This is a genomic window from Nocardioides sp. URHA0032 (assembly GCF_000620645.1).
GTDB lineage: Bacteria > Actinomycetota > Actinomycetes > Propionibacteriales > Nocardioidaceae > Nocardioides.
In genome coordinates, this window is sequence record NZ_KK211159.1 from 566,628 (window position 1) to 587,019 (window position 20,392).

The 20,392-nt window shown below is 71.5% G+C and carries 23 protein-coding genes; 14 read left to right on the forward strand and 9 right to left on the reverse strand.

Annotation, left to right across the window (positions count from 1 at the left end; genetic code table 11):
* Nucleotides 1-57 precede the first annotated feature (57 nt).
* Both N538_RS0116465 and N538_RS0116470 read left to right on the forward strand, forming a co-directional pair.
* Nucleotides 58-660: a ClpP family protease gene (locus tag N538_RS0116465; RefSeq protein ID WP_028638192.1), complete on the forward strand. Its 603-nt coding sequence runs from the start codon at nucleotides 58-60 to the stop codon at nucleotides 658-660.
* A gap of 28 nt (nucleotides 661-688) precedes the next feature.
* On the forward strand, nucleotides 689-1,462 hold the full coding sequence (locus N538_RS0116470; protein WP_028638193.1) for a maleylpyruvate isomerase family mycothiol-dependent enzyme: 774 nt from the start codon (nucleotides 689-691) through the stop codon (nucleotides 1,460-1,462).
* Between the two features lie 5 nt (nucleotides 1,463-1,467).
* Here the strand turns inward: N538_RS0116470 and N538_RS0116475 are convergent, their stop codons facing one another.
* The 5 genes from N538_RS0116475 to N538_RS0116495 form a co-directional block, all read right to left on the reverse strand.
* Nucleotides 1,468-1,785: a helix-turn-helix domain-containing protein gene (locus N538_RS0116475; protein WP_028638194.1), complete on the reverse strand. Its 318-nt coding sequence runs from the start codon at nucleotides 1,783-1,785 to the stop codon at nucleotides 1,468-1,470.
* A 98-nt stretch (nucleotides 1,786-1,883) separates the two neighbouring features.
* Nucleotides 1,884-2,108 (reverse strand): putative signal transducing protein, encoded by a 225-nt coding sequence (locus tag N538_RS0116480; RefSeq protein ID WP_028638195.1) that lies wholly within the window; start codon nucleotides 2,106-2,108, stop codon nucleotides 1,884-1,886.
* 133 nt (nucleotides 2,109-2,241) lie between these two features.
* Entirely contained in the window at nucleotides 2,242-3,408 is a 1,167-nt protein-coding gene (locus N538_RS0116485) for a thiolase domain-containing protein (protein WP_028638196.1), read from the reverse strand.
* A complete protein-coding gene (locus N538_RS0116490; protein ID WP_028638197.1) occupies nucleotides 3,408-4,475 on the reverse strand; it encodes a thiolase domain-containing protein in 1,068 nt (355 codons plus the stop codon). The genes N538_RS0116485 and N538_RS0116490 overlap by 1 nt, the downstream gene beginning before the upstream one ends.
* A 10-nt stretch (nucleotides 4,476-4,485) precedes the next feature.
* Nucleotides 4,486-5,451, reverse strand: a complete 966-nt coding sequence (locus tag N538_RS0116495; protein WP_028638198.1) for a Zn-ribbon domain-containing OB-fold protein — start codon at nucleotides 5,449-5,451, stop codon at nucleotides 4,486-4,488.
* Between the two features lie 73 nt (nucleotides 5,452-5,524).
* On the opposite strand from N538_RS0116495, the gene N538_RS0116500 reads away from it, so the two are divergent.
* Entirely contained in the window at nucleotides 5,525-6,568 is a 1,044-nt protein-coding gene (locus N538_RS0116500) for an LLM class F420-dependent oxidoreductase (protein WP_028638199.1), read from the forward strand.
* 17 nt (nucleotides 6,569-6,585) lie between these two features.
* Here N538_RS0116500 and N538_RS0116505 read toward each other — a convergent pair whose 3' ends face one another.
* Nucleotides 6,586-6,969, reverse strand: coding sequence for a hypothetical protein (locus tag N538_RS0116505; RefSeq protein WP_051549368.1), 384 nt, complete (start codon nucleotides 6,967-6,969; stop codon nucleotides 6,586-6,588).
* 101 nt (nucleotides 6,970-7,070) lie between these two features.
* On the opposite strand from N538_RS0116505, the gene N538_RS25915 reads away from it, so the two are divergent.
* Genes N538_RS25915 through N538_RS0116535 form a run of 6 tightly spaced genes read left to right on the forward strand, consistent with a single transcriptional unit; the run spans nucleotide 7,071 to nucleotide 12,280 of the window.
* Nucleotides 7,071-8,279, forward strand: coding sequence for an NAD(P)/FAD-dependent oxidoreductase (locus tag N538_RS25915; protein WP_036570795.1), 1,209 nt, complete (start codon nucleotides 7,071-7,073; stop codon nucleotides 8,277-8,279).
* 11 nt (nucleotides 8,280-8,290) lie between these two features.
* On the forward strand, nucleotides 8,291-9,364 hold the full coding sequence (locus N538_RS0116515) for a type III polyketide synthase (protein ID WP_028638201.1): 1,074 nt from the start codon (nucleotides 8,291-8,293) through the stop codon (nucleotides 9,362-9,364).
* Entirely contained in the window at nucleotides 9,361-9,897 is a 537-nt protein-coding gene (locus N538_RS0116520) for an isoprenylcysteine carboxyl methyltransferase family protein (RefSeq protein ID WP_028638202.1), read from the forward strand. Before N538_RS0116515 ends, N538_RS0116520 begins: the two co-directional genes overlap by 4 nt.
* Nucleotides 9,890-10,912 carry an NAD(P)/FAD-dependent oxidoreductase gene (locus tag N538_RS0116525; RefSeq protein ID WP_028638203.1) on the forward strand — a complete coding sequence of 341 codons (1,023 nt, stop codon included), beginning with the start codon at nucleotides 9,890-9,892 and terminating at the stop codon, nucleotides 10,910-10,912. The genes N538_RS0116520 and N538_RS0116525 overlap by 8 nt, the downstream gene beginning before the upstream one ends.
* Nucleotides 10,909-11,493, forward strand: a complete 585-nt coding sequence (gene idi / locus N538_RS0116530) for an isopentenyl-diphosphate Delta-isomerase (protein WP_028638204.1) — start codon at nucleotides 10,909-10,911, stop codon at nucleotides 11,491-11,493. Before N538_RS0116525 ends, idi begins: the two co-directional genes overlap by 4 nt.
* Nucleotide 11,494: 1 nt before the next feature.
* On the forward strand, nucleotides 11,495-12,280 hold the full coding sequence (locus N538_RS0116535) for a UbiA family prenyltransferase (RefSeq protein ID WP_036570797.1): 786 nt from the start codon (nucleotides 11,495-11,497) through the stop codon (nucleotides 12,278-12,280).
* 80 nt (nucleotides 12,281-12,360) lie between these two features.
* On the opposite strand, the gene N538_RS0116540 is transcribed toward N538_RS0116535, so the two are convergent.
* Nucleotides 12,361-12,930, reverse strand: coding sequence for an NADPH-dependent FMN reductase (locus N538_RS0116540; RefSeq protein ID WP_028638206.1), 570 nt, complete (start codon nucleotides 12,928-12,930; stop codon nucleotides 12,361-12,363).
* Nucleotides 12,931-13,110: 180 nt separating this feature from the next.
* On the opposite strand from N538_RS0116540, the gene fadD8 reads away from it, so the two are divergent.
* Entirely contained in the window at nucleotides 13,111-14,718 is a 1,608-nt protein-coding gene (gene fadD8, locus N538_RS0116545) for a fatty-acid--CoA ligase FadD8 (protein WP_028638207.1), read from the forward strand.
* On the opposite strand, the gene N538_RS25920 is transcribed toward fadD8, so the two are convergent.
* A complete protein-coding gene (locus tag N538_RS25920; RefSeq protein ID WP_081790530.1) occupies nucleotides 14,645-15,508 on the reverse strand; it encodes a phosphatase PAP2 family protein in 864 nt (287 codons plus the stop codon). The two genes, fadD8 and N538_RS25920, sit on opposite strands and share 74 nt — an antisense overlap.
* A gap of 82 nt (nucleotides 15,509-15,590) precedes the next feature.
* Nucleotides 15,591-16,394, reverse strand: a complete 804-nt coding sequence (locus N538_RS0116555) for a crotonase/enoyl-CoA hydratase family protein (protein ID WP_028638208.1) — start codon at nucleotides 16,392-16,394, stop codon at nucleotides 15,591-15,593.
* Nucleotides 16,395-16,440: 46 nt separating this feature from the next.
* On the opposite strand from N538_RS0116555, the gene N538_RS0116560 reads away from it, so the two are divergent.
* The 4 genes from N538_RS0116560 (at nucleotide 16,441) to N538_RS0116575 (ending at nucleotide 20,383) form a co-directional block, all read left to right on the forward strand.
* Nucleotides 16,441-18,093 (forward strand): acyl-CoA synthetase, encoded by a 1,653-nt coding sequence (locus N538_RS0116560; RefSeq protein ID WP_028638209.1) that lies wholly within the window; start codon nucleotides 16,441-16,443, stop codon nucleotides 18,091-18,093.
* Nucleotides 18,094-18,096: 3 nt separating this feature from the next.
* Nucleotides 18,097-19,197: an NAD(P)H-dependent flavin oxidoreductase gene (locus N538_RS0116565; protein WP_028638210.1), complete on the forward strand. Its 1,101-nt coding sequence runs from the start codon at nucleotides 18,097-18,099 to the stop codon at nucleotides 19,195-19,197.
* 132 nt (nucleotides 19,198-19,329) lie between these two features.
* Nucleotides 19,330-19,497 (forward strand): hypothetical protein, encoded by a 168-nt coding sequence (locus tag N538_RS28595; RefSeq protein WP_155992168.1) that lies wholly within the window; start codon nucleotides 19,330-19,332, stop codon nucleotides 19,495-19,497.
* A gap of 28 nt (nucleotides 19,498-19,525) precedes the next feature.
* Nucleotides 19,526-20,383, forward strand: a complete 858-nt coding sequence (locus N538_RS0116575; protein ID WP_028638211.1) for an NAD(P)-dependent oxidoreductase — start codon at nucleotides 19,526-19,528, stop codon at nucleotides 20,381-20,383.
* Nucleotides 20,384-20,392: the final 9 nt, after the last annotated feature.

Consider the following 20,392-nt stretch of genomic DNA (forward strand, 5'->3'; position numbering starts at 1 on the left):
CATTCAATGGAGCGCGCCCTGTGCCTCATGCGCGCACGGAGCGAAGCGAGTACGTGCATGAGCAGCTACACGATTCCGTCCGTCGTGGAGAAGACCCACCGTGGCGAGCGGGCGGTCGACATCTACAGCCGGCTGCTCACCGACCGGATCGTCTACATCGGCACCGAGATCGACGACGGCGTGGCGAACGTCGTCATCGCCCAGCTGCTGCACCTGGAGTCCGAGAGCCCCGAGACGCCGATCAACCTGTACTTGAACTCACCGGGCGGCTCGGTGACCGCGATGCTCGCGATCTACGACACCATGCAGTTCGTCCGCTCACCGATCGGGACGACGTGCGTCGGGCAGGCGGCCTCGTCGGCGGCCGTGCTGCTCGCCAGCGGTGCGCCGGGCAGCCGGATGGTCCTGCCGCACGCGCGGGTCGTGCTGCACCAGCCGTCGGGGGGCGGCCAGGGGACACTGCCGGACCTCGCGCTGCAGGCCAAGGAGATCGTGCGGGTGCGCGCCGAGATGGAGCGCATCCTGTCCGAGCACACCGGCCGCTCGGTCGAGCAGGTGCGCGAGGACACCGACCGCGACCTGATCCTGTCGGCGCAGGAGGCCGTGGCGTACGGCCTCGTCGACGGGATCCTGCACAGCCGGAAGGCGCGGGTGGAATGAACCGACGAGGCTGAGAGGTTGCGTCGGCATGAGCGAACTCGTGGACCGGACCATCGCCGCCCTGCGCACCGAGCACGAGATCCTCGTGACGCTGCTCCCCAACCTCGCCGACGCGCAGCTGGCGGCACCCAGCGGCGCCGCGGACTGGACGGTCGCCCAGGTGCTCTCGCACCTGGGCAGCGGGGCCGAGCTCGCCCGCAAGCCGATCGCGAGGGCGGCCGGCGAGACCGTCGACGAGGAGGACAACCAGAGCGTCTGGGCGCGCTGGGACTCCTCCTCGCCGATCGACCAGGCCGCCGGGTACGTCGAGCACGCCTCTCGCTACCTCGAGACCGTCGCGGCCCTGACGCCCGAGCAGCGCGACTCCCTGACGATCGACCTCGGCTTCCTGCCGGAGCCGGTCCCGCTCGTCGTCGCGCTGGCCATGCGCCTCAACGAGGTCGCCAACCACGGCTGGGACGTGCGCGCCGGCCTGCACCCCGGCGCCGAGATCGGCGAGGAGTCGGCGGCGCTGCTCCTCGAGCTGTTCGCGGGCCCGCTGGCGTTCCTGCTCGGCTTCTCCGGCAAGGCCGACCAGGTCGAGGGCCCGGTCCGGCTCGCGGTCCCCGGCGGCGGCATCGTCGTCGACGACGGCGTCACGGTCGTGGCGTCGCTGCCGGACCCCACGGCGACGCTGCGCGGCCCGGAGGGTGCGGTGGTCCGCCTGCTCAGCGGTCGGCTCAAGGAGGGGTACGCCGACGGCGTGGAGGTCGAGGGCAACGTCTCGCTGGACGACCTGCGCCGGGTGTTCCCCGGGTACTGAGACCGCTACGCGGCCAGGCAGACCGGCCCGGAGATCCGGGTCAGCCGCCGGCTGACCCGGATGGTCAGGTCGACCAGCCGCAGGCCGAGCGCGCCGGCGACCGCGCCGAGCACCTCGGAGCTGGGCTCCTTGAGGCCGCGCTCCACCTCGGAGAGGTACTGCGTCGAGACGCCGGCCTCGCCGGCGACGTCGGAGAGCGTGCGGCCCGTCGTACGTCGCTCCTCGCGCAGCTCGTGCCCCACGGCCTCGCGCCAGAGTGGCTCGGGCTCGGTCTCGGGCGCGGGAGTGCGGTCGGGGGTCGGGAACGCGATCAGCTCACCCATGTCCCGACTGTAGGCCCGGGGCGGGCGCGGCGCGCCCCGGTTCGCCGACGGCGAACACTCCACGGCGAACAGCCGAGGCGGGCAACCCAGCCGGGCCCTCAGCCCCGGAGCCACTCGCCGAGGTCGGCCTCGCGGATCAGGTCCCGCGCCTCGTCGGCGCGGTCGTCGGGCACCAGGACGCGCATCTGGATGAACTGGAGCGAGCCGTCGATCACGCTCGCGTTCCGGTCCGCGACGTGCACCGGGATCTCCTCGCCGTTGAGGAGGGCCTCGACGACGGCGATCAGGGCCAGGTCGTTGGTGCGGATCAGCTCCGTCGTCATGCAAGGAGCCTAGGCGCGTTGTGTCTGTCCTCCGGCGCGAACTCGTCGTGGGAAACCCGACCGACACGCCGGGCCGCGTCGGCGTGTCGGGCGGGTTTCCCCGGTCAGCCGGAGAAACCCGCCCGCGTGTCGCTCAGTTCGAGGGCTTCTCCGCACCGACGACCCACATCGCGAAGAACTGCGAGCCCCCGCCGTACGCGTGGCCGAGGGCGCGCCGGGCGCCGTCGACCTGGTGCTCGCCCGCCGCGCCGCGCACCTGCAGGGCCGCCTCGCCGAAGCGCAGCATGCCGGAGGCGCCGATCGGGTTGGACGAGAGGACACCGCCCGAGCAGTTCACCGGCAGTACGCCGTCCATGGCGGTCCCACCCGACTCGGTCAGCCGCCAGCCGCCGCCGTTCTCCTCGGCGAAGCCCAGCGACTCCAGCCACATCGGCTCGAACCACGAGAACGGCACGTAGATCTCGGCCGCGTCGATCTCCTCGAGCGGGTTGGTGATGCCGGCCTGCTTCCAGAGGGCCGCGGCCGCGTCGCGGGACGCCTGCGGGTTGACCTGGTCGCGCTCGGCCGCCGTGGTCGCCTCCGACCGCATCACGGTGCCGTGGATCCACGCCGGGTTGGGCGAGGCGGCCGCGACGTCCTCGGAGACGATCACCAGCGCGCAGGCGCCGTCGGACGACGGGCAGGTCTCGTCGTACCGGATCGGGTCCCAGAGCATCTGGGACGCGAGCACCGACTCGACGGTGGTGTCGGGGTTCTTCAGGTGGGCGTACGGGTTGCGCAGCGCGTTCTGCCGGTCCTTGGCCGCGACGATCGCGCCGACGTGCGTGGGGGCGTTGGACCGCCGGATGTAGGACCGCACGTGCGGGGCGAAGTAGCCGCCGGCGCCGGCGTGCACCGGCATGTTGAACGGCAGCGGCACCGACAGCGCCCACATCGCGTTCGACTCCGACTGCTTCTCGTAGGCGACCGTCAGCACCTTGCGGTGCACGCCGGCCTGCACGAGCAACGAGGCCACGATCGCGGTGGAGCCGCCGACCGATCCGGCGGTGTGCACGCGCAGCAGCGGCTTCCCGGCGGCGCCGAGCGCCTCGGCGAGGAACAGCTCGGGCATCATCACGCCCTCGAACAGGTCGGGCGCCTTGCCGACGACGATGGCGTCGATCTCGTCGAGCGTCATCCCGGCGTCCTCGAGAGCCCGGTCGATCGCCTCGCGGCACAGGCCCGCCATCGAGACGTCCTCGCGCTTGGCTCGGTGGTGGGTCTGGCCGACACCGACCACGGCGGCGGGTTGCTTCGTCATCAGTTGCTTGCCCCTTCGGTAGTCGAGCCCAGGACGCAGACCAGGTTCTGTTGCAGGGCCGGGCCGGACGTCGCGTGCGCGACGGCCTTGGACACCTCGCCGGACCAGATCCGCTGGGCCGCCTCGCCGATGCGGATGCCGCCGGCGGAGAACATCGGGTTGCTGGTGAGCGCGCCTCCCGAGGGGTTGATGCGGACGTCGTCGGCGAGCCCGAGCTCGTGCCGCAGGATGAGCTCCTGGTGGCTGAACGGAGCGTGCAGCTCGGCGAGCTCGACGCCGTCCAGGTCGACGGCGGCTGCCGCCCGGGCCGTGGACGGCGAGCGGGTCAGGTCGCGGGTGCCCATGCTCATCGGGTCGATGTAGTGGGAGACGCCGCCGATCCAGGCCGGCCGGTCGCGCACCTCGCGGGCCCGGTCGCCGGCGGCGAGCACGATGGCGGCGGCGCCGTCGGTGACGGGGGAGCAGTCGTGCTTGCGCAGGGGGTCGGCGTACATCGGCCGCGCCAGGAGCTCCTCCACCGACGACCCGCCCTTGCGGACGGAGTACTCGTTCTTCTCCGCGTCGGTGAGCGAGCGGTTGGCCACCTCGGCCATCGCCCGCTCGTCCCAGAGACCCGCGTCGAGGCCGGCCCGCGCCTGCAGGCCGGCGAGCGACACGGTGTCGGGCCACAGCGGGGTCATCGTGTACGGCTCCAGCTGGAGGGCGAGGGTACGGCGGAGCACGCCCGCCGAGGCCTTGCCGAACGCGTAGACGAGCGCGGTGTCGACCTCGCCGGTCTGGATCTTCAGCCAGGCCTCGTACATCGCCCACGCGAGGTCCATCTCCACGTGCGACTCGTTGACCGGCGGGATCACGCCGATCGCGTCGACCGCCGACACGAACGAGAACGACCGTCCGGCCAGGTAGTCCGAGGAGCCCGAGCACCAGAAGCCCACGTCCCGCCGGGTCCAGCCCGTCTGCTCGTAGCACTCGGCGAACAGCGGGACGAGCAGCTCCACGCACGTGGGCGACCCGTCGAACTCCTCCATCTGTCGCTGGGCGAACCCGACGACTGCAACGTCTCTCATCTCGCGCCCCTCAGAGGTGGTGCCGGTAGGTGTCGTAGTCGGCGTCGGGATCGCCGGTGGGCTCGAAGTGGTCGATGTTCTCGAGCGAGTACGTCCACTCCTCCTCGGGCTTCCAGACCGCCTTGACCCGCATGCCCATCCGCACCTCGTCGGCCGGGACGCCGAGGATCAGGTGCAGGATCGCGATGTCGGCGCCGTCGAGCAGGACGTACGCCGAGACGTACGGCGGGGTGATCTTCTGGCCGAGGAACGGCACGTTGACGATGCAGAACGTCGTGATCGTGCCGGTCTGCGAGACCTCGACCTCCTCGGCCGTGGGCGTGCCGTCCGCCGGACAGGCGCTGCGCGGCGGCACGTAGACCTTGCGGCACGTGGGGCAGCGCTGGCCGACGATGCGGCCCTCGTTCAGCCCGCGGTAGAACGCCGACTCCTCGGGGCTAGCGGCGTACTGGTAGTCGAGCGAGACGGGCGTGATGACACCGGTGACCGGGTTCTCGCCCAGCCTGCCCTCGGGCGCGTCGACGGCGGTCGGTCCGTTGCCGGTGGCGGGTTCGAGGCCCGCGATGTCGGTGATCGCGCCGACCCGCTCGTCGGCCCAGCGCACCTGCACCCGCATCCCCGTGGAGACCTGGTCGGGGGAGGACACGTCCAGTGCGTGGAGGAAGGGCGCGTCGGCGCCGTCCAGGGTCACCAGCACGAAGGCGAAGGGGCGGTCGAACGGCTGCCCCGCCACCGGCTCCGGCACCCAGGTCCACGAGGTGACGGTGCCGGTGGGGGCGACCTCGACGAAGTCGTCGATCGCGGCGTGCGTGACCGGGTCGAACTCCGGTGGCGGCACGACGACCTTGCCCTCGGAGGTGCGGCCGCCGACCAGCTTCGCGTCGCGGAGCCCGGTGAGGAAGCGCCCGAGGACCGGTCCGGTGGAGCGGGTGTAGTCGAACGCTACGGTGACCGGTGCTGACAGTGTTCGTGTCATGGTCCGAAAGTAGAACACGTTCTACAATCGGGCAAGCACCGCGCCCATTCCCGGGCAGACGAACGGAGACCACATGAAGCTCGGACTGCAGCTCGGCTACTGGGGTGCGCAGCCCCCGCAGGGCGTCGCGGACCTCGTCGCCGCGGCCGAGGACGCCGGCTTCGACGCGATCTTCTCCGCCGAGGCGTGGGGGAGCGATGCGTTCACGCCGCTCGCCTGGTGGGGCCGCGAGACGTCCCGGATCAAGCTCGGTACGTCGATCGTGCAGATGTCGGGCCGCGCGCCGACGTCGATCGCGATGCACGTGCTGACGCTCGACCACCTCTCGAACGGCCGCGTGATCCTCGGCATGGGCGTCAGCGGCCCGCAGGTGGTCGAGGGCTGGTACGGCCAGCCGTTCGGCAAGCCGCTGGCCCGCACCCGCGAGGTCGTCGACATCATCCGCAAGGTGCTGGCCCGCGAGGGCGCCGTCACCAACGACGGCCCGCACTACCCCCTCCCGTTCCGTGGCGATAACTCCGTGGGGCTCGGCAAGCCGCTCAAGCCGATCGTGCACCCGCTGCGGGCGGACGTGCCGATCTGGCTCGGCGCCGAGGGCCCGAAGAACGTCGCGCAGACCGCGGAGATCGCCGACGGCTGGATCCCGATCTTCTACACGCCGAGGTCCGCCGGCATGTACCAGCCGTGGCTCGACGAGGGCTTCGCGCGACCGGGCGCCCGCCGTACCCGCGCCGACTTCGAGATCGCCGCGACGTGCCACCTCCAGGTCGTCGACAGCGCGGAGGAGAAGGCCGCCGTCCTCGACGCGATGCGGCCGTTCGTCTCGCTCTACATGGGCGGCATGGGCGCCAAGGAGGCGAACTTCCACAACCAGGTCTTCGTGCGGATGGGCTACGAGGACCTGGCCGCCGAGGTCCAGAAGCTCTACCTCGGCGGCGAGAAGGACCGCGCCACCGCGTTGATCCCCGACGAGCTCGTCGACGACATGCACATCATCGGCACCGCCTCGGAGGTGCGAGAGCGGGTCGCGCAGTGGGAGGAGACCGGCGTGACCACGCTGCTGCTCAGCTGCCGGTCGGCCGACGAGGTCCGGTCGGTCGCCGAGCTGCTCGCCTGAGCCGGACGGTCCGGTGCTCAACTCCGGCGGGCGCGGCTCCACAGCCCGATCCACATCGCCTCGAAGGCTGCGTCGATCAGGTACGTCCAGCGGATCCGCCCCGCGGGGACGAACACGAGGTCGATGGCCAGGAGGGTCCCCGCCGTCCCGTAGCCGAGGGCGCGCGCGGTCGGCACCACACCCCCGCGCGCAGCGAGGACCTGGCTGAGTCCGTTCGTCACGAGCAGGCCCGAGACCGTGTACGCCAGCCACCGGTCCTCCTTGGGACCGAACACCGCCTCGAAGCTGCGCATGCTCACCAGCGGCCAAGCGCCGCCGATGACGGTGGACACCCCCTGGGCGTGCGCAAGTGCGACCGGATCGGCCAGCCGGTCCAGGGCTCGTGTGGCAAGGCGCGTCATGTGGGGGCGGTACCCGCTCCTCCGGTCGAACATCGCGGAGCTGGTCGGGCTCGGCGAGGTGGACCGGCCCCGGACCTGGACGCTCTCTGTACGTTGGGGTGATGACCCCGCCGCATGGGGAGCAGATCGAGTCCTGGGACCTGGTGATCGTGGGTGCCGGCCCGGCCGGGGCTGCCACCGCGCTCGGTGCCCTCGCCCGTGCGCCCGGGCTGCGCGTCCTCCTGCTCGACCGCGCGGACTTCCCACGCGACAAGTGCTGCGGTGACGGGATCGCACCCCACGTCCTGGACGTGCTCGCTTCGGTGGGTGTCCGGGACGCGACCGACGGCTGGACGCCCTTGCGCCGACTGGAGCTGTCCCGGGACCAGCACCGGGTCACCGGCCGCCTGGCCCGGCCCGTGTGGGTGATACCCCGCGAGGTCTTCGACGCGCGGCTGGTCGAGCGTGCGGTCGCGGCGGGCGCGGTGCTGCGGCGGCATCGTGTTTCCGAGGTGCGGCGGGTCGATGGCGGCATCGTGCTGGACGACCGGATCGGGGCGCGGATCCTCGTCGGGGCCGACGGGGCGCACTCGGTCGTGCGGTCCTCGCTCAGCTCGTTGAGCAGGGGCTGTCGGGCGCTGGCGATCCGGGGCTACTCGCCCACGCCGGAGACCAGGCGCGGGCGCCAGATCATCCGCTACGGGGATCGCCGCCAGCCGTCGTACGCCTGGGCGTTCGACCGAGGGGATGGACTGACGAACGTCGGGTACGGCGAGTTCGTGGACGAGCACCGATCTCCCGACAGGGGAGGACCGACCCGGGCGATCCTGCTCGAGCAGCTCGACCGGCTGCTTCCCGGCAGTGTCGCCGACGGTGACGCCTGGCGCGCCCACCACCTTCCGCTATCCGGCTGGCGCTGGAGGCAGCCCGACGGTCCGGTCCTGCTCGCCGGCGACGCGGCCGGGCTGATCAACCCGATGACCGGGGAAGGCATCTACTACGCCGTGGCGACGGGGGTGCTGGCCGGCCGTACCGCATCGCGGGCACTGGACGCCGGGAGCCCGTCGGCCGCGGGAGCCGCCCACCGCAGTGCCGTGCGCGGTCTCCTGGGCCGTCACCTCAAGCACACGTGGGTCGCTTCCCGGCTCACGAGGCTGCCGGTGGTGGTGGACGCAGGGATCAGGGCCGCCGGGCGCAGTCAGCACGTCTTCGACTCCCTCGTCGAGCTGGGGCTGGGCGATGGTCGCATCACTCCTCGCCTGACCGGCGGACTGGCGTCCGGACTGGTCAGCGGCCTCACCACCCGCCCGCCTCTGCCCCGGCGTCGATAGGGAGCCGGCACATGGAGATCCTGTCGGTCCGCGGGGTCCTCCCCGAGCACACCTACCCCCAGGAAGCGATCACCGACGCCTTCGCCGCGGTGATCGCCCGGGGCGGACTCGACGAGCGCCTGCTGCGCCGCTTCCATGCCAACGCCGGTGTCCGCCAGCGCAGTCTCGTCCTGCCCCTGGAGGCCTACGGCGAGCTCGACGGCTTCACCCAGGCCAACGACCTGTTCATCGCGAACGCCGTCGAGCTCGGCGCGCGTGCCGTCGTCGACGCCCTCAAGGCCGCGGACCTCACACCCACCGACGTCGACCTGATCGTGTCCGCGACGGTCACCGGCCTCGCCGTACCGTCCCTCGAGGCCAGGATCACCTCCTTGATCGGGCTGCGAGCCGACGTCAAGCGCGTTCCACTGGTCGGGCTGGGGTGTGTGGCGGGCGCGGCGGCCATCGCGCGGCTGCACGACTACCTGCTCGGTCATCCCGACGAGGTCGCCGTGGCGGTGACGGTCGAGCTGTGCTCGCTGACCGTGCAGCGGGACGACATGTCGATGCCGAACCTGGTGGCGAGCGGGCTCTTCGGTGACGGGGCAGCGGCGGTCGTGGCCCAGGGCGGGACCGACCGGGGCGGAGCGGTGGAGGTGATCGGCACCAGGAGCCGGCTCTACCCCGACTCCGAGCGCACCATGGGCTTCGACATCACCGGGACCGGGCTGCGGATCGTCCTCGACGCCCAGGTCCCCGCGGTGGTGAGCCACTACATCCGCGACGACGTCGACGGGTTCCTCACCGATCACGGGCTGGACCGAGCCGACATCGGGTGGTGGGTCTGCCATCCCGGCGGCCCCAAGGTGATCGAGGCGCTCCAGTCCGCTCTCGAGCTGTCCAGGGACTCCGTCCGGCTCACCTGGGACTCGCTCGCACGGGTCGGCAACCTGTCGTCGGCCTCCGTGCTGCACGTCCTCGAGGACACCCTCCGCGATCGACCTCCCCAGCCGGGCTCCTACGGCGTGGTGCTGGCCATGGGCCCGGGCTTCTGCTCCGAGCTGGTGCTGGTCCGCGCGACGGGGCGTCGGGAGGCGGACTCGTGACCAGCCTGTGGGCGTTCACGGTCCTGGTCGGCCTGGTCGCCGTGGAGCGGCTGCTCGAGCTCGTCGTGTCGAAGCGCAACGCGACGTGGAGCTTTCGACATGGGGGCCGGGAGTCGGGGCAGGGTCACTACCCGTTCATGGTGATCCTGCACTCCGGGTTCCTGGTGGCGATGGTGGTCGAGGCATGGGTACGCCGTCCCGAGGTGGCACCGCTGCTGGCCTGGTCCATGCTCGCGGTGGTCGTCGCATCCCAGGCGCTGCGCTGGTGGTGCATCGCGACGCTGGGTCGACGCTGGAACACCCGGGTGATCGTCGTGCCGGGTCTGCCGCCCGTCACCTCGGGCCCCTACCGGTTCCTTCCGCACCCCAACTACGTCGCCGTGGTGGCGGAGGGCGTGGCGCTCCCGATGGTCCACGAGGCGTGGCTGACGGCCGCCGCGTTCACCCTGCTCAACGCCGCCTTGCTCACGGTCCGGATCCGGGTCGAGAACGCCGCACTCCGGACGCTGCCCGACGGGCTCGTCGATGCGTGACCTGCTCGTTGCCGGCGGGGGACCGGTCGGCCTGGCGGTCGCCATGTACGCCGTCCGCGCCGGTCTCGACGTGGCGGTCGTCGAGCCCCGAGGCGGCGTCATCGACAAGGCGTGCGGGGAGGGACTGATGCCGGGCGCGGTGGCGGCGCTCACCGCCCTGGGCGTGCCTCTCCACGGCCACCCGATCACGGGCATCCGCTACGTCGGCGGGGCTCGTCAGGCCGAGGCGACCTTCCGTCACGGCCCCGGCAGGGGGGTACGACGTACGACGCTCCACCGTGCGATCTCCGCTGCCGCCCTGGCGGCCGGCGTCACGACCGAGCGACGCGCGGTGTGCCAGGTCGAGGACCGTGGCGACCACCTCCTGGTCGACGGCGAGCCCACCCGACACCTGGTCGCTGCGGACGGCCTCCACTCGCCCGTGCGCCGGATGCTCGGGCTCGATGCACCCGTGGCGGGGCGTCGCCGGTACGGGCAGCGCTGCCACGTGTCCGTGCCGCCCTGGACCTCCCTGGTGGAGGTCCACTGGGCGGGCTCGGGAGAGGCCTACGTGACCCCCGTCGGTGAGGACCGGGTCGGCATCGCCGTGCTGAGCCACGAACGACGAGGACTGGCCGACCTGATCGGGGACTTCCCGGCGCTGGCCGCGCGCCTGACGGGGCAGACGATCGAACAGGTGCGCGGGGCAGGCCCCCTGAGGCAGCGCGCCCGCCGCCCGGCAGCTGGACGGGTCCTGCTGGTCGGCGACGCGTCCGGCTACGTCGACGCCCTCACCGGGGAAGGGATCGCTCTCGGTCTCGCGCAGGCGCGTGCGGCCGTCCATGCGGTTCTCGTCGGACGGCCGCAGGCCTACGAGCTCGCCTGGCGCCGGCTCGGTTGGCGGCATGCCCTGCTCACCCAGGGACTGCTGATCGCGACCCGTCATCGCGCGATCCGGAGGAATCTCGTACCGGCGGCGGCCCGGATGCCTGGGGTGTTCGGCGTGGCGGTCAACCAGCTCGCGAGGCCGGCATGAGCGCCGGGGACAGCGAGGAGCTGGTCGTCCTTCTCGACGAGCACGGCCGGGCGATCGGAAGCACCCCCAAAGCCGGAGCACACCACGCGGACACGCCGTTGCACCTGGCGTTCTCCTGCTATCTCTTCGACCCAGGCGGTCGACTGCTGATGACCCGACGCGCCCGCACCAAGCCCACCTGGCCGGGCGCCTGGAGCAACAGTGTCTGCGGGCATCCGGCACCGGGCGAGTCGATCGCCGACGCGGTACGACGCCGGGTGCGCGCCGAGGTCGGCGTCCGGACCGAGCGGGTGACGCTGATGCTCCCGGCCTTCCGCTACCGCGCCGTGATGCCCAACGGTGTCGTCGAGAACGAGATGTGCCCCGTCTTCATCTCCAGCACGACCGAGGCACCCGCCCCTGACCCCGCCGAGGTCGAGGACGCGACCTGGGTGGACTGGGCGGACTTCCGCGCGGCGATCCTCGACGGCAGTCGCGCGATCAGCCCGTGGTGCCGCGATCAGGTCGCGCTGCTCCCGGAGGACCCGTTGCGGGCGCCCGGTCAGCCGGAATCCTTGCTGCCCCCCGCAGCCCGGGGCTGACGTGCCTGCGCTGCTGCGTGCCGCCCACCCCGGACCGGGGTCGGCGGTGGTCGTGCTCGCACTGCTGCTGGCCGTCGGCGCCGACCTGTCCCTCGGCCGGACGGTGCTGGTCGGCCTGGCCGTGCTCGCCGGACAGCTCTCCGTCGGGTGGTGCAACGACCTGGTCGACCGGGACCGGGACCGGGTCGTCGCGCGCTCGGACAAGCCGCTGGCGACCGGGGCGGTCAGCGCTCGGGCGGTCCGGTTCGCCTGCGGGTCGGCGGTAGCCGCGCTGGTGCCGCTCTCCCTCGCCTGCGGCTGGGCCGCCGGCGTCGTCCACATCCTGGCGGTCGCCTCCGCCTGGGCCTACAACCTCTGGCTCAAGTCGACGGTCTGGTCCTGGCTTCCCTACGCATTCTCCTTCGGTGCCCTCGTGGTGTTCGTGAGCCTGGCCGGGGAGCCCAGCCGGTTGCCGCCGTGGTGGATGCCCGCTGCGGGCGCTCTGCTCGGGGTCGGTGCGCACCTGGTCAACGTGCTTCCGGACCTCGCAGAGGACGAGGCGACGGGGGTGCACGGCCTGCCGCACCGGATCGGTGCTCGGCGGCTGCCGGCGGTCGCGACGGCCGTCCTGGCCGCTGGCTCGCTGGTTGTAGCGATCGGCACCGGCCTCGCGAGGGTCGGCTCCGTCGCCGCCCTTGCGGCGGTCGCGGCGCTGGTCATCGTCGCCCTCACCGGTCGTGGACGAGCGCCGTTCCTGGCCGCCGTCGGCATCGCACTCGTCGACGTGGTGCTCCTGGCCTCGGGATGACCCGGCGTCACGTGTCGAGACGTCGCTGAAGACGGCGCCGGCCCCCCGGCGCCGCGCTCGCGTCCCACCCGGAGGTCCCTTCAGGAACGCGGAATCACCGTGAGTACGCGCTCGGTGTGCATGTGGAACTCCTGCATGAAGTCCGCGAGAAATGCCGCGGTCGACTCGTCGGTGACTTCTCCGTCGTCGGTGAAGAGTCCCGGACGGAAGTTGATGTAGGCCTCCGGAGCGGTCATCTGCCGGGCGTTGCAGAAGCTCAGCACCGCGCGCAGGCTCTGCTGGGCGAGGGCCGTCCCGATCTGGCCCGGGGACGCCCCGATCACCGCTGCGGGCATGTGGTCGAACGAGTTGCGTCCCCAGGGCCGGGAAGCCCAGTCGATGGCATTCTTCAGGGCGCCCGGGATGGATCGGTTGTACTCCGGGGTCACGAAGAGGACGGCGTCCGACGCGGCGAGCGCCTCCTTGAGCGCCACTGGCTCGGGCGGGTAGTCGGTGTCGAAGTCCGGACTGTAGAGCGGAAGATTGCCGATCGGGATCTCGGTGAGCTCGAGCTCCGAGGGCGCCAGGCGGATCAGAGCCTTGCTGAGGACCCTGTTGATGGAGCTGGACGACAGGCTGCCGACGAAGAACCCGACCTTGTGCGTACTCACACTGACCTCCCACAGGCAGAGCCCCGGAACCGGTCGCCGAGGCAGGCGGATGTTCCCCTTCCCGTACCCGCGGCCGCCGTGATTACCCACAGCGCCAGGGTCCGCTTCATCCGGCGAACGTTCCGGGCCGACGACCACCTTCCACTGGCGTGGAACTGGAACACGTTCTAGTCTCGGCGCATGACGTCGGACGACATGCGCCTCGGCACCCACAACGGTCACCTGATGGTCGCCGCCCTCAAGCGGCACCGCGACAAGCCCGTGATGTACCTGGGCGACACCACCATCACCGGCGGGCAGGCCGCGGAGCGGATGAGCCAGTACGTCCAGGCCTTCGAGGCCCTCGGCGCCGGCCGGGGTACGGCGGGGGCGCTGCTCGCCCTCAACCGCCCTGAGGTGCTCTTCATCCTCGGCGCCGGCCAGACGCAGGGCTACCGGCGCACCTCGTTGCACCCGCTCGGCTCGCTCGACGACCACGCCTACGTGATCAACGACGCGGAGATCACCAGCATCACGATCGACCCGGTGCCGATGTTCGTCGAGCGGGTGCTCGGCCTGCTCGAGAAGTGCCCGAAGCTCGAGAAGGTGCTGACCGTCGGGCCGGTGCCCGAGGAGCTCGCCCACGTCGGCCAGGACCTCGTCGCGGCCGCGGCGTCCTTCGATCCTTGCCCCCTGGAGGCGCAGACCCTCGACCCCGAGCACATCGTGTCGATCACGTACACCGGCGGCACCACCGGCCGGCCCAAGGGCGTGATCGGCCTGTCCCGGCAGATGAACATGATGACCCAGATCCAGATGGCCGAGTGGGAGTGGCCGGAGTCGCCCCGGTTCCTCATGTGCACGCCCCTGTCGCACGCGGGCGCCGCGTTCTTCGTGCCGACGGTGCTCAAGGGTGGCTGCCTCTACGTGCTGCCCAAGTTCGACCCGGCCGAGGTGCTCAAGACCATCGAGGAGCAGCGGATCACCGCCACCATGCTGGTGCCGTCGATGCTCTACGCGCTCATGGACCACCCGGACAGCAGGACCCGGGACCTGTCCTCGCTGGAGACCGTCTACTACGGCGCGTCCGCGATCAACCCGGTCCGGCTCAAGGAGGCGATCGAGCGGTTCGGCCCGATCTTCGCCCAGTACTACGGCCAGTCCGAGGCGCCGATGGCGATCACCTACTTCGCCCGGGAGGACCACGTCGGCGGCGACGACCGCCGGCTCGCCTCCTGCGGGCGGCCGTCGGCGTTCGTCCGTACGGCGCTTCTCGACGAGGACGGCAAGCCGGTCCCGGTCGGGGAGCCGGGCGAGATCTGCGTGGCCGGGCCGCTGCTGGCCGGCGGCTACTGGAACCTGCCCGACGAGACCGCCGAGACGTTCCGCGACGGCTGGATGCACACCGGCGACGTCGCCCGCGAGGACGAGGACGGCTTCTGGTACATCGTCGACCGGACCAAGGACATGATCGTCACCGGCGGGTTCAACGTGTTCCCCCGGGAGGTCGAGGACGTCGTCGCCGAGCATCCGGCGGTCGCGCAGGTGGGCGTCATCGGCACGCCCCACGACAAGTTCGGCGAGGCGGTCACTGCGATCGTGGTGCTCCGGTCCGACGCCGCGCGCGACGAGGCGTCGATCGCCACGATGACCCAGGAGATCCAGCAGATGGTCAAGGAGCGGAAGGGCTCGGTCCAGGCCCCCAAGCAGGTGATCGTGGCGGACTCGCTGCCGCTCACCGGACTGGGGAAGCCGGACAAGAAGGCACTGCGGGCTCAGTTCTGGACGGGGGACCGGGCGGTCGGCTGAGCTCCCGCCGGCTGGCGAGGTGGCGGCGGCCGGCGGTGTCGGCCGCGAGCCCGCCGAGCAGCAGCAGGACGGCGACCACGCCGTCGAGCCACCAGTGGTTCGCCGTCGCGGACACGACGAGCGTCGTCACGATGACGTGGAGCAGGAAGAACCAGCGCCAGACGCTCGTGCTCGCCGCGATGATGCCGAACGACACGACCGCCGCCCAGCCGACGTGGATCGACGGCATCGCCGCGAACTGGTCGGACACGCCTCGCTGGACGTCCGCGCCGTACACGGAGATCCCGAAGTGGCGGCCGAGGTCCTCGTAGCCGAGGTCGGGGTAGAAGCGCGGCGGGGCGACCCGCACGAACCGGATCACCAGGCACCCGGCGGTGAGGAACACCAGCCCGTTGCGCCAGTGCGGGTACTGGTCCCGGTGCCGGAAGAACAGCCAGACCAGGAACGCGAGCAGCGCCGGCACGTGGACGGTCGCGTAGAACCAGGACGTCGCCGAGGCCAGCCAGTCGTGGCCCAGCACGAAGTGCTGCAGCGACAGCTCGCTCGGCAGGTGCAGCGCGTGCTCGATCCTCGCCACGTCGCGGCCGCGCGCCATCGCGCCCGTGGTCGTCGCCAGGGGGAGCATCCGGGCCAGCCGCCACACGGCGTACAGCGCCGCGATCAGCGCGAACTCCTGCGCGACCGGCGCGACGTGGGCGGTGATCCGGCTCGGGCGGAGCCGGACCGCCCACCAGATCGCCAGGCTGATGGCGGCAGCGATCGCTGCTTGGTCCCAGCTCGGCCACGGCACGCGGGGATTCTCTCAGGTGCGCGGTCGGAATCGCACGGGTACGACGCAGCGCGGGTCCTCGAGGCGGGCCGGCGCGGGCGGTCTAGCGGCCCTGGAAGCTCGGGGTGCGCTTCTCCGCGAAGGCGCGCGGGCCCTCCTTGGCGTCCTCGGAGGCGAAGACGGCCATGCCCACGCGGGCGTCGTCGGCCCAGCAGTCCGCCTCGTGCCTGCCCTCGGAGTCCCGGACCGTCTTGAGGATGGCCTGCACGGCGAGCGGGCCGTTGGCGCAGATGAGGTCGGCGATCTCGTGCGCCTTGGCGAGCGCCTCGCCGTCGGGGACGACGTGGCCGATCAGCCCGATCTCCTTGGCCTCGGCAGCCCGGACCAGCCGGCCGGTCAGGAGCAGGTCGAGCGCGACGGTGTACGGGATCTGCCGGGGGAGGCGGACCGCGGAGCCGCCCATCGGGTAGAGGCTCCACCTCGCCTCGGCGACCCCGAACCGGGCGGACTCGCCGGCGATCCGGATGTCGGTGCCCTGGAGGATCTCGGTGCCGCCGGCGACCGCCGGGCCCTCGACGGCGGCGATCAGGGGCTTGATCAGCCGGAAGCCCTTGAGCAGGCCCTTGATCACCGAGGGGTCGAACCCGGCTTTGAAGCTCTCGTCCGGCGATCGCTCGGTGGCCGCCTTGAGGTCCATGCCGGCGCAGAAGTAGCCACCCGCTCCGGTGAGGATGCAGGCCCGGATCTCCCGGTCCGAGTTCACCCGGTCCCAGGCCTCCTCCATGATCGCCATCATCTCGCCGGAGAGCGCGTTGCGGGCCTCCGGCCGGTTCATCGTGACGACGAGCTTGTGGCCGTCCTGCTCGACGAGGCAGTGGGGGGCCGCCTCCGACTCGGGTGAGGTCATGCCGGCGATGCTAGCCAAAAACGAGAACGTGTTCTAGTCTCGCGGCGTGGCCCTGAACATCGCCGACCTCTTCGAACACGCCGTCGACGCCGCGCCCGACAACGCCGCCCTGAAGGTGGGCGACCGGGTCGTGTCCTACGCCGAGCTCGAGACCGACAGCAACCGGCTCGCCCACTACCTGCAGGCGCACGGAGTGCAGCCGGGGGACCACGTCGCGATCTATGCGAAGAACAGCATCGAGCACGTCGTCGCCATGCTCGCGATCGTCAAGATCCGCGCGGTCATGATCAACGTGAACTACCGCTACGTCGAGGGCGAGCTCAACTACCTCTTCGAGAACGCCGACGTCGTCGCCGTGGTCCACGAGCGCTCCTACGCCCCGCTCGTCGCGGCGTGCTGGGACAAGCACGAGAAGCTGCAGGTCGCCGTCGTCGTCGACGACGCGCTCGACCCCGACGACCGGTCGGACTACTCGTCGTACGGCGGCGTCCACTACCGCGACGCCCTCGCCGGCCAGAGTGCGGCGCGCGACTTCGGCGAGCGCAGCCCCGACGACATCCACATCATCTACACCGGCGGCACGACCGGCTTCCCCAAGGGCGTGATGTGGCGTCAGGAGGACTGGTGGCGTGTGCTCGGCGGGGGCATCGACTTCTACAGCGGCGAGCCGCAGGACGAGTACTCCCAGTCCCGCCAGGCGACCGACCCGCGGATGACCACGTTCCCGCTCAGCCCGCTGATGCACGGCGGCGCCCAGTCGGGCCTGCTCATGCACCTGTTCGCCGGCCACCTGACCGTCCTCGAGCCCAAGTTCGACCCGGTCCGCACCTGGGAGATCATCGAGCGCGAGAAGGTCCAGCTCATCTTCATGACCGGCGACGCGATGGCGCGCCCGCTGATCGAGGCCTACGAGGACAAGCTGAGCGCCGGGAGCGGCTACGACTGCTCGAACCTGGTCGCGATCTCCAGCAGCGCGGCGATCTTCAGCCCTCCGGTGAAGTCGCGCTGGATGGCGGCGTTCCCGAACTCGATCTTCACCGACTCCGTCGGCGCGACGGAGACCGGCTTCCAGGGCATGGGCCTGGGCGATCCCAACAACATCAGCCCGGACGGCCCGGTCGTCGGCATCGGTCCGGCCACGATCGTGCTCGACGAGGACAACCGCCTGCTCGACCCCGCGACCGACGTGGGCAAGGTGGGCCGCCTCGGTCGGGGCGGCTCGGTGCCGATCGGCTACTACAAGGACCCCGAGAAGTCCGCGGCGACGTTCCTCGAGATCGACGGGCAGCGCTACTCGGTGCCCGGTGACTTCGCCCGGATCGAGGAGGGCAACCGGGTCACGTTGCTCGGGCGCGGCTCGAACTGCGTGAACACCGGCGGGGAGAAGGTCTACCCCGAAGAGGTCGAGATGGCGATCAAGAACCACCCGGCCGTGTACGACGTTCTCGTGGTCGGGGTGCCGGACGAGAAGTACGGCCAGGCGGTCGCCGCCGTGGTCGAGCTGCGCGACGGCGAGTCACTGGAGCTGGAGGACCTGCGCTCGTTCCTGCGCGAGTACCTCTCCGGCTACAAGCTCCCGCGGGCGCTGACGCTGGTGGACGAGATCCCGCGCAACGCCGCCGGCAAGGCGCAGTACCCACGCGCGAAGGAGCTGGCCGTCGCCGGCTTCGCCGCCAAGCACCCGACGACGGTGGTGTGAGCGATGCGCACCCCGCTGTGTGACGAGTTCGGGATCGAGTACCCGATCTTCGCGTTCACCCCGTCCGAGCACGTCGCGGCGGCCGTGTCCCGCGCGGGCGGCCTCGGCGTACTGGGCTGCGTGCGGTTCAACGACACCGACGAGCTCGAGCAGACGCTGAGCTGGCTGGACGACAACACCGACGGAAAGCCGTACGGCGTCGACATCGTGATGCCGATGAAGATCCCCACCGAGGGGAAGTCGGTCGACCTGAAGGCGATGATCCCGCAGGACCACATCGACTTCGTCGACCGGACGCTGCAGAAGCTCGGCGTACCCCCGCTGCCGGAGGGCGAGGGTCGCGAGGGCGTCCTGGGCTGGCTGCACTCGGTCGCGCGCTCCCACCTCGACGTCGCGCTCAACCACCGGCCGGTGCTGATCGCGAACGCGCTGGGCTCGCCGCCGGTCGACGTGATCGAGAAGTGCCACGAGCACGGCCTCAAGGTCGCCGCGCTGGCCGGCGCTGCCAAGCACGCGCTGTCGCACGTGCAGAACGGCGTCGACATCATCGTCGCCCAGGGCTACGAGGCCGGCGGCCACACCGGTGAGATCGCGAGCATGGTGCTCCAGCCCGACATCGTGGACGCCGTCGGTCCCGACGTGCCCGTCCTCGGCGCGGGCGGCATCGGCTCCGGCCGGCAGATCGCGGCCTCGCTAGCGCTCGGATCGCAGGGCGTGTGGACCGGCTCGATCTGGCTCGGCACCGAGGAGTACCAGAACCTGCAGTCGAACTCCGGCTGGACCGAGGCGTTCACGCGGGCGACCTCCTCCGACACGGTGCGCACCCGGATCTACACCGGCAAGCCGGCCCGGCTGCTGAAGACGAAGTGGACCGAGGCCTGGGCCGAGGAGGGCGCGCCGCAGCCGCTCCCGATGCCGCTGCAGAACCTGCTCGTCTCCGACGCGCACAACCGGATCAACGCCTCCGGCGACCCGGACGTCATCTCGATGCCGATCGGCCAGATCGTCGGCCGGATGAACGAGGTGCGCCCGGTCGCGGACGTGGTCGCGTCGCTGGTGGCGGAGTTCGAGGAGGCCGTCGGTCGCCTCAACAAGGTGGTCTGACGCACGTCGCCGTACCTCTAGGCATCCGCAAGATGCCGGCGTGCGTGCCGCCGTTCCTCGCGCGCTGTGTCAGCATGGGGAACAGGGGAGGAACACGCTTCACCTGCAGCACGAGGGTCTGGGGGGACTTCGATGCGAGACATCCTGCACGCCTTCGCGGCGGCGGCGGTGATCGCCGTTGCGGCGCTCTGCACCATGGTGCAGCTCAGTGACGCCAACCACGCGTTCGACCACCTGGGTCACGACGAGCAGTCCGTGATCCAGCAGGTCAGCAGCGACACCGGCCACCGCGCCAGGTGAGTTGCAGGTCCGACGTACGGTCGGGCCCATGACCGCTGCTCCGACCGTCGCCCTGCTCGGCACCGGAACGATGGGCGCCGGCATGGCGCGCAACCTCGCGGCCGCCGGGCTTCCCCTCCGGGTCTGGAACCGCACCTCCTCGAGGGCCGAGCCCCTCGCGGACCTGGCGTCCGTCGCGTCCTCGGTGCGCGACGCGGTCTCCGGTGCCGACGTGGTCGTCACGATGCTGTTCGACGAGGAGTCGACGGCCGAGACCATGGCGTCGGCGAAGCAGTCGCTCGCACCCGGCGCCGTCTGGGTGCAGAGCGCGACCGTCGGCGTCCAGGGCGCGGCCCGGCTCGCCGCGCTCGCGGACGAGCTCGGCGTCCGGTACGTCGACGCGCCCGTGCTGGGGACCAGGCAGCCGGCCGAGGCGGGCGCGCTCGTCGTCCTCGCCTCCGGACCGCCCGACGTGCGCGACGCCGTGGCGCCCGTGTTCGACGCGATCGGCAACCGCACGCTCTGGGTCTCGGAGAACGCCGGGGACGGCTCGCGGCTGAAGCTGGTGGCCAACGCTTGGGTCTTCACCGTCGTCGAGGGAGTGGCGGAGTCGCTCGCGCTGGCCCGCGACCTCGGCCTCGACCCCGCGCTGTTCCTCTCCGCGGTCGAGGGCGGCGCCACGGACTCGCCGTACGTGCAGAGCAAGGGCCGGGCGATGCTCGAGGGCGCCTTCGACCCGGCGTTCGCGCTGTCGGGCGCGCTGAAGGACACCGGGCTGGTGCTCGAGGCGGCGTCGGCGGCCGGCACGTCGCTGGGACTGATGCCGGGGATCCGCGAGCACTTCCAGCGCGCGGTCGACGCCGGCCACGGCGACCTCGACATGTCAGCGACGTACGCCGAGCACTGAGCAACGCCG